Origin of the sequence: Corynebacterium sp. HMSC036E10 (assembly GCF_001836265.1) — a bacterium.
GTDB lineage: Bacteria > Actinomycetota > Actinomycetes > Mycobacteriales > Mycobacteriaceae > Corynebacterium > Corynebacterium coyleae.
In genome coordinates, this window is sequence record NZ_KV827990.1 from 10,634 (window position 1) to 18,625 (window position 7,992).

General features: G+C 58.9%; 6 protein-coding genes and 1 pseudogene. 4 read left to right on the forward strand and 3 right to left on the reverse strand.

Annotation, left to right across the window (positions count from 1 at the left end; all coding sequences use genetic code 11):
- A pseudogene (locus tag HMPREF2736_RS12430) lies at nt 1-1,870 on the reverse strand (hypothetical protein); the annotation flags it as partial.
- 411 nt (nt 1,871-2,281) lie between these two features.
- Here HMPREF2736_RS12430 and HMPREF2736_RS09235 point away from each other — a divergent pair.
- Both HMPREF2736_RS09235 and HMPREF2736_RS09240 read left to right on the forward strand, forming a co-directional pair.
- Complete coding sequence (locus tag HMPREF2736_RS09235; RefSeq protein ID WP_070422119.1) at nt 2,282-2,566, forward strand: type II toxin-antitoxin system TacA family antitoxin; 285 nt, start codon at nt 2,282-2,284, stop codon at nt 2,564-2,566.
- Complete coding sequence (locus tag HMPREF2736_RS09240; protein WP_070422117.1) at nt 2,559-3,071, forward strand: GNAT family N-acetyltransferase; 513 nt, start codon at nt 2,559-2,561, stop codon at nt 3,069-3,071. The genes HMPREF2736_RS09235 and HMPREF2736_RS09240 overlap by 8 nt, the downstream gene beginning before the upstream one ends.
- Here the strand turns inward: HMPREF2736_RS09240 and HMPREF2736_RS09245 are convergent.
- Nucleotides 3,042-4,127, reverse strand: a complete 1,086-nt coding sequence (locus HMPREF2736_RS09245; protein WP_141739371.1) for a hypothetical protein — start codon at nt 4,125-4,127, stop codon at nt 3,042-3,044. The genes HMPREF2736_RS09240 and HMPREF2736_RS09245 overlap by 30 nt on opposite strands.
- A gap of 245 nt (nt 4,128-4,372) precedes the next feature.
- Nucleotides 4,373-5,662: an adenylosuccinate synthase gene (locus HMPREF2736_RS09250; protein ID WP_070829476.1), complete on the reverse strand. Its 1,290-nt coding sequence runs from the start codon at nt 5,660-5,662 to the stop codon at nt 4,373-4,375.
- Between the two features lie 52 nt (nt 5,663-5,714).
- On the opposite strand from HMPREF2736_RS09250, the gene HMPREF2736_RS09255 reads away from it, so the two are divergent.
- Together HMPREF2736_RS09255 and HMPREF2736_RS09260 are read left to right on the forward strand one after the other, a co-directional pair.
- Nucleotides 5,715-6,518 (forward strand): hypothetical protein, encoded by an 804-nt coding sequence (locus HMPREF2736_RS09255; RefSeq protein WP_083284777.1) that lies wholly within the window; start codon nt 5,715-5,717, stop codon nt 6,516-6,518.
- A gap of 301 nt (nt 6,519-6,819) precedes the next feature.
- Entirely contained in the window at nt 6,820-7,668 is an 849-nt protein-coding gene (locus HMPREF2736_RS09260; RefSeq protein ID WP_070829477.1) for a PRC and DUF2382 domain-containing protein, read from the forward strand.
- Nucleotides 7,669-7,992 lie beyond the last annotated feature (324 nt).

The window sequence follows — 7,992 nt, forward strand, 5'->3', positions numbered from 1 at the left end:
CGGTGTTCTCGTCGATAGTGACCACGTAGCCCTCGGGAGCCTTGAAGTCCTGCGGAATCGCAAACTTGGAGCCCTCCGGAGCGTCGACCTTCTCCTCGGTCTCGTTGCCATCCTCGTCGACCTTGGTAAAGGTCGGAGCAGACTTCGTCTCCTCGCCCGGGACAACGAGCTTGTCCTCATAGGACGGGGTGTACTCGTCCGCGTCGCGGGTGACCAGCACGGTCCATGCGGAAACATCATTGCCGCCAGAGACCAGGACCACGTTGAAGAAGTCGCCCTTCTTCGCATCATCCGGGATGTCGAAGGTGCACGCTGCGACCTGGGCCTTGATACCCTTGGACTGGTCGAGGTCGCACGTCTTGAGGACCTTGCCCTTAGCGTCGCGCCACTCCACCTTCGACGGCAGCGTGGACAGGTTGCCGTGGAATTCCGGCGTCACCGTGACGCCAGGTGCAGCCGGCTTATCCGTCGCGTTGTAATCAGCCGTGATCGACACCGGGGTGTACGGCATGACCGCGTAGTTAACGTTGTAGATCGAGTTAATTTGCTTGCCGTAGCGAGGCTTGCCCTGGTCCTCAATCCGGGAAGTTACAGTGACGTTCCTAGCTGGGACAGCTGATGCACGGAAGTTACCGCCGTCGTTGTACTTCTGGAAGATCGGGGTGTGGAAGCCGGTATAGCCGTTCTGCACCACACCATCCCTGTTTTCAACCCAAACGAACACGTGGTCGGGGTTAAGAGAATCCTCGTTGGTCTGACTTGCATCCGTAAGCTCGCCAAAACGCAGCGAGTAGTACCCATCAGGATCGGTCTTGCCATAGACCGTCTTGAGGATGTACTCGGGGTTATCCTCAAGCATCTTCTTGGTCTCTTCGGCCAACTTGCCCGGATCGTCCTTGTACTGCTCGTGCAGAACCTGGTTAGCCGCGGCACCATCCTTGGTCAAGGTGGAAGCATAAACGGTGTATCCATCTGCTGCTTCGTCAATAACATTCTTCGACGGGCCGGTAGCCACGATGCCTTTATCCGGACCACCAGTCTCGAGCCACACACGGCCGGAAAGCACATTGGATTCGTTCAACTGAGTCGCTGCTGCATCGATCGGGCCTTCCGGGTCCTCGACGAGCTTGTCGCCCTTGGCGGCCATCCAGCTTTCCTTGTGGCTTGGCGGGACTTCCTGCAGGAATGCGGCCATGAGCTGGATGTTGCCGTCTGCTGCGACGAAAGAACCCAGCGGCCCTTCGACCACGCCGTTGAATGAGCCAGGGACGAAACCGTTGGCCTGGCGGAACATGACAACGTTGTTGCCACGCTCGTTGGTAAACGGCTCAACCCAGATGCGGTGCTTCTGGTCCGTACGGGCAGACCACGTGTGCTCACGGCCAAGCTTGTCCGTCCAGGTAATGCCCTTATCGCCAGTACCGAACGCAAACGTACCCTGACCACCGTTGCCGCCGACTACGTCAGGCAGCGTGTGCGTCTGCGCCTTGAAGATCGGCGAGTACGAACCATCCTTGTCACGGAACTGCGCATAGACGGTGATGCCGTCCAGCTTCACGTTGCCGTTGTCATACGCAGCACCCGGGTTACCGCCAGGGGTGGCCATGTAGACGTGGCCTGAGATCAAGCCCTTACCAACACCGTGTGCATCAGTCAGGTTGGCGGCCTTGGTGACACGACCGCTGGCAATCATGTCCGCATCAATGATCTGATCCTGAGCGTCCCCCTGCGCTTCCGGAGCCTGGTCAGCGAAGGTTGCTTCCTCCTGCGCGAACGCAACCGGCTGTGCGAATGGCGCAACCAACGCAAACGACAGCGCGGCTGCGGCAATGGAAGTGCCGCGGCGGCGGGAAATGTAGTTCTTCTTCACCGAAATTCCTTCCCTCGAAAATGATCCTTCGGTTAGATACGTGCATCTCTTTGTACGCTGAATTTGACACCTGTCACACAGAGACGACATAGCCGAGCGTAAGGAGTTAGACAAGTGTCCGTAATATTTTGTTTCTTTCACTTGATAATGCTTTTAATTCTTTAAGCTTCTTCAAAGCGTTCGCACCGCTCCACATGGCAAAACCCGCACCGCAATCCCCTTTTTCTTAGGTTGTGAGTTTTTGCATAGGGTCGCTTGCTGACGGTGGGGTTGGTGACGATCACATAGTGCCATCAACGCACGTTCTCACCCCTCAACTTGAGGCGCGAGGCAGCGTGGCGTACATTGTGCGCACAGGTTCTACACGTTGCTTGAAGACCTCACCACACAAAAGTAAGGACAGTGGTCCCTATGACTCAGCCAAAAGTTAAGCGACTTCACCTCAGGACAACAGAGGTCCAGGACGAGACGCTACGAAGTGCCGCCGAAGCCCAGGATGTTCCGGTGTCCGATTTCGTGCTCGGCAGCGCAATGATCGAAGCGGAAAAGATTCTTGCCGATCGCCGTTGGTTCGAATTGAGCGACGAAGACTTCGCCAAATTCGAGAAAGCCCTCGATACCCCCGTCGACGGCACGAAACTAGCGCGCCTTCTCGCATCCGACTCCGTCTTCGGAAAGGAGTTCCACCTTGACTAGGGACATCATCCAACCTCCGCGAACGATCGAAAAGGAAGATGATGTTGCAGGTTTCTCCTGCGGGGTGGAAAGCCTAGACAAGTGGCTCAAAGAAAACGCTTGGAAAAACCAACGCGCCAACAATTCTGTCACCTACGTGACAACGCTTAACGACAAGGTAGTTGGTTACTACGCTCTCGCATCGGGCGGAGTCAGCCGAGATGCCCTGCCCAAGCGATTCCGCAACAACCGTCCCAAGGATGTTCCGATCATCCTTCTGGGGCGGTTCGCTGTCGATTCGCGCGCTCAAGGCAGACAACTAGGCAAATCCCTATTACAGGACATGTTTAGACGCGCGATCGCCGCAGCGGAGATAATCGGTGCGGCAGCGATCCTCATCCACGCACACGATGAAAGCGCAAAACAGTTCTACCTCCATAACGCTAACTTTCATGAAATGCCAGGAGAACCGCTCCATCTCCTCCTGCCGGTGGAATCACTGATCCAACAAGCCCAGAACTCTTAGCATGCGGCGCCTCCACGCTTCCAACTCAATCGGCACAACGGTAGGCGTATCCCTCAGGGTTTCAGGCTCCCACAACCACATCGATCCCGTCGGCATACCGGCGGGCAAAGCATCAATCAGAAACTGGATACTCTCTAGTGGCGCATCCCTATTGCAGCGGTATGAAGCGGCGACGAGATTGAAATGATTGAGCGTGCTGACCAGCGACCCCTCCTCTACCGGTTGGTAGAGCTTCAACGTCTCCAAGGCGCGCTCCGGGTTTTCTCCAATAATGCAGAACCCGAAGTTTCTCTTCACCTCTGGCTCATTAGGAAACAGGTTTATGTTTTCACTTGCCAGGTTGACCGCCTGGTCCACGTCACCTTTGTCTAATGCGGCAATTACGGATTTCTGTGCTTTCTCCAGCTCAGCCAATGGCCCCCGCTGATAGGGCGCAATTTGTGAAGTCGCGCGCCTAGCGAGCTCTTGGGTTACATCAAACAAAGAGACTCTGCGTTCCTCCAGAAGACCAACGTCAAATTGGGCTAATCCCTGAACCGCACCGGGCTTCGTTATGAAAGTCAGCTCCCACAGCAGGGACTCACTAGCCCACTCGTCTAGATACGTTTTTGTAAACCGCTCACATACCCAAACCGTTGCGTCACGGCCATTGAGCAAAAACAGATCCTCATCATCGGCAAGAGACTGGTCTGTTGAGTAACGCCACCCAACGAGATGCGCAATAGGCGCCTCTTGAAGCCAACGTTGCACCTCCCGAACAAAAGACCCATTCATCGCCCTAGCTCGGGCCAAGCTCCGGTCTCCTGCTGCTACGCCTTGAAGCTCTGGACTTGCAATAAGAAGATCAGCCCATTCTCCCAGAAGCAGTTCATCACTCCCGCGTTCTTTTTCCAGCACGAGCTGCCGGCACGCTAACGCTCCTTCAAGGACAAAATCGATCAACATCGGCCCGAATCCAGTTCGGATGATCGCATCGGCGGACAGACCGCGATCGGCCAACTTGCCAAGTGCGGACGTGATTTGAGTATCACGACGCAACCTGTCTGGGACGTTCAATCGCCGCAGATTGTCCGAGACAAGCCGAAGGAGCCGCGCAGTCGTCCAGCAGCTCGTTGGCTCACCCGGGAGGTGCACATAATCTGCCCCTACGCCCTCTGAGTGATCAGCCGAGGAAACGAGTAACTCACTTAGTGTTTCACAAGTCCGTAGCCCGTTGCACAACCGATGGTCAGTGACGCTACATTCTTGGCTGGCAGCGGCAACATAATCGGCCAGATCACGTCCGCTCTGTGCCACTTCCCCTACCGCTCCATGATGTCGTGGCGCACGATGGTCTGGTCGCGGCCCGGGCCGACACCGATGTAGGAGATCGGCGCGCCGGAGAGCTCCTCAAGGCGCAGCACGTAATCCTGGGCCTTCTGTGGCAGCTCCTCAAAGGTGCGGCAGCCGGTGATGTCCTCGTCCCAGGCGGGCATCGTCTCGTAGATCGGCGTTGCGTGGTGGAAGTCGGTCTGGGTCATCGGCATTTCGTCGAAACGCTTGCCGTCCACGTCGTAGGCCACACAGATCGGGATCTCCCCGATGCCGGTGAGCACATCGAGCTTGGTCAGGAACAGGTCCGTAAAGCCGTTGACGCGGGAGGCGTAGCGCGCGATCACGCTGTCGTACCAGCCGGTGCGGCGCACGCGGCCGGTGTTCACGCCGACCTCACCGCCGGTGACCTGCAGGAACTCGCCCCACTTGTCAAACAGTTCCGTCGGGAACGGGCCCGCACCCACGCGGGTGGTGTACGCCTTGATAATGCCCAGCACGCCCGTGATGCGAGTCGGGCCGATACCCGCACCCACGCACGCGCCGCCGGCGGTCGGGTTCGAGGACGTCACGAACGGGTAAGTGCCGTGGTCCACGTCCAACATGGTGGCCTGACCACCCTCCATGAGGACGTGCTTGCCGGCAGAGAGGGCGTCGTTAAGCATGCGCTCCGCATCAATCACCATCGACTCGAGGCGCTCCGCGTAACGACCGAAGTAATCCATCGTCTCCTCGACCGAAATCGCGCGACGGTTATACATCTTGACCAGCATCTGGTTCTTCACATCGAGCGCAGACTCGATCTTCTGGCGCAGGATGGACTCGTCGAAAACGTCCTGCACGCGCAGGCCCACGCGAGCGACCTTGTCGGCGTAGGTCGGGCCGATGCCGCGACCCGTCGTTCCAATCGCGCGCTTGCCCAAGAAACGCTCCTGCACACGATCCAACTGCTGGTGATACGGCGCCACCAAATGCGCATTCGCGCTGATCTTCAACCGCGACGCATTCGCACCGCGCGCCTCAAGGCCGTCAATCTCCTCGAACAACGCCTCAAGGTTCACCACCACACCGTTGCCCAGAATCGGGGTAGCGTTTTCGGACAGGACGCCGGCGGGCAGCAACTTCAGCTCGTACTTCTCCCCACCGACAACCACCGTGTGCCCAGCGTTATTACCGCCGTTGGGCTTAACCACGTAGTCGACCCGACCGCCGAGAATGTCAGTTGCTTTGCCTTTGCCCTCGTCGCCCCACTGGGCGCCCACGATGATGATGGCGGACATCACGCACTCCTTAAATATGGCGTATGAACGGGCATATTGTACCGTGAGCGCCATGCGGCTCATCCACTGCGCATGCGGCGCGTCCCCCGAACCCTCAATTCCGGGCGCAGAAACGTTCCAACTCCCCGCGCACCCCACCCAGCGCGACCTCAAGTTTCTCGACGCCATCGCGCGCGAAGTGCTCCCCTCGGATCCCACCCCGTCGCTTGACGAGATCCAGAAAAACCCCGCCGTCGACCACCTCGGCGCGCCCACGTTTGCGCCACAGCAACCCTCTGAGCCGTTGCGTGTTGTGGTGTCCGGCAGCGACCGTGCCCTCGGGCTCGTGCTCACCCGCCTGATGCGCGCGGATTGTATGTGGGTGGAGGTCGGGTACGTGCCCGCGGATCCGCAATCGGCCGCGGCAGTGCTCTGGGGCGCGGAGTCTGCGGATCTTGCTGCAGGCGGGCCCGTGCGACCCGTCCCCTGCATCCGCACCGACTTCGGCGAGGTCGTTGCAGGATCCGCGGAGCTCTTTACTGACGACGGCGCCACGCCCTACTACGGCGAAGTCGTCGTCGACTCGGACGTGCTGGTCCACCCCGGCGTCGAATACGGCGCACGCCTCGTGCCCACCGTCGACGCGCCCGGCATCGCCGCCGCCCCCTTCACCAGCCCACTCGTACCCACCCGCCGCTTCCTACGCCGCCAGCCCGTCGCACGCCTCGACGGCAGCCGCACCCTCACCGGTCGCGCCCTGCAATCCGGTGGCAATGAGATCGCAGTGCGTATCGACGACCACCTGCGCCCCCGACCCGTCTCCCGCGTCACCTTCTACCGCCACCTGCGCGACATTCAGGCGGTTCGTTCGGCATAGTTTCAGGAATTATATTCACGCTCTGGCGGACTTCACATTTCGCGTTTTCTCTATGCGATTGGTAGCTCGCTGTTACCTAACTGACACATTGCGTTCATTTCGCTGAACGTTTTGCCACCTTTCAGATTTTCGTTTCCGCTGGCTGTTGGCGGTTTCCATGGGACTACCTGAACTTGCTGCGTTTGTCGCTCGAACACCCGTTCTACTTTTCGAGGCTCAGGTTGGGTCCGCTGCCAGAACGGTTGATCGTCGTTACGGTCGGAATCGTTCTCGCAACAACAAATCAAAAGGAGAAACAACAATGACTAACCTCAACCGCATCGAGGATCTTGCAAACGCAACCGCATACGACGTCAACGGCGACAAGGTCGGCGGCGTCAAGGACGTCTACGTCAACGACTCCACCGGCCAGCCAGACTTCGTCTCCGTTAGCCACGGCCTCTTCGGTGGCGGCGACTCCATCGTCCCACTGCGCGGCCACACGCTTCGCGACGGCGAACTGCACCTCGCATTCTCCAAGGACCGCATCGAGGACGCACCGGATCTCGACGAAAACGGCCACCTGACCACCCAGGACCAGGACGCCTTCTACCGCCACTACGGCCTGGAGACCACCGAGGACGTGACCACCTACGAGACCGGTAAGCACGCCGCTGCTGGTGCCGGTGTCGGTGCTGCTGGTGCTGCGGGTGCTGGTGCCGCGGGTGCTGGTGCTGGTGCCGGTGAGCGTGGTGTCGTCGATAATGAGCGCGCCGCTGCCGCAGACCGCACCACCGACGTCGACGGCGAACTGATCCGCTCCGAGGAGCAGCTCAACGTCTCCAAGGACCGCGTCGAATCCGGCCAGGTCAGCCTGCGTAAGTACGTCGTCGAGGAGACCGAAACCGTCGAGGTCCCGGTCGAGCGCGAGGAAGTCCGCATCGTACGCGAGCCGATCACCGACGCAGACCGCGCAAACTACGACGGCAACATCGGCGAGCAGGAAGCATCCGTCACGCTTCACGAGGACCGCGTCACCGTATCCAAGGAATCCGTCCCGGTAGAGAAGGTTTCCCTGGAGAAGGACACCGTCCGCGACACCGAGCGCGTCTCTGAAGAGGTACGCAAGGAGCGCTTCGAGACCGACGGCGTCGTCGAAGACAACAAGTAAAACCTGTATAGGGGTTTAGCCCCTGGCTTTCGCCCCTGGCGTTCGCCCCTGGCTTTCGCCCCGGTTGGGAATGTTCCTAACCGGGGCTTTTTGCTGTTCGTTTTGCTGATCGTCTAGCTCGGCTAGGCTCCCTACTAGACGATCAGCATTCGGGTTCGAAGTTTTCCCAGGTGATATTGCACATGATGTTCGGTAGCGGCGAGATCGTCTAGTTGTGCCGTGTCATGTCTCGTGACTTATTGGACAAGGAGTCCAATCACTTATTGGACACGATGTCCACACACTTTTTGGACAGCGTGCGGGTGGAATGGGCGGATGGCTATT

Coding starts and splice junctions, on each gene's coding strand:
- HMPREF2736_RS09235 (WP_070422119.1), top strand. CDS start 2,282: ATGACTCAGCCAAAAGTTAAGCGACTTCACCTCAGGACAACAGAGGTC.
- HMPREF2736_RS09250 (WP_070829476.1), bottom strand. CDS start 5,662: ATGTCCGCCATCATCATCGTGGGCGCCCAGTGGGGCGACGAGGGCAAA.
- HMPREF2736_RS09255 (WP_083284777.1), top strand. CDS start 5,715: ATGCGGCTCATCCACTGCGCATGCGGCGCGTCCCCCGAACCCTCAATT.
- HMPREF2736_RS09260 (WP_070829477.1), top strand. CDS start 6,820: ATGACTAACCTCAACCGCATCGAGGATCTTGCAAACGCAACCGCATAC.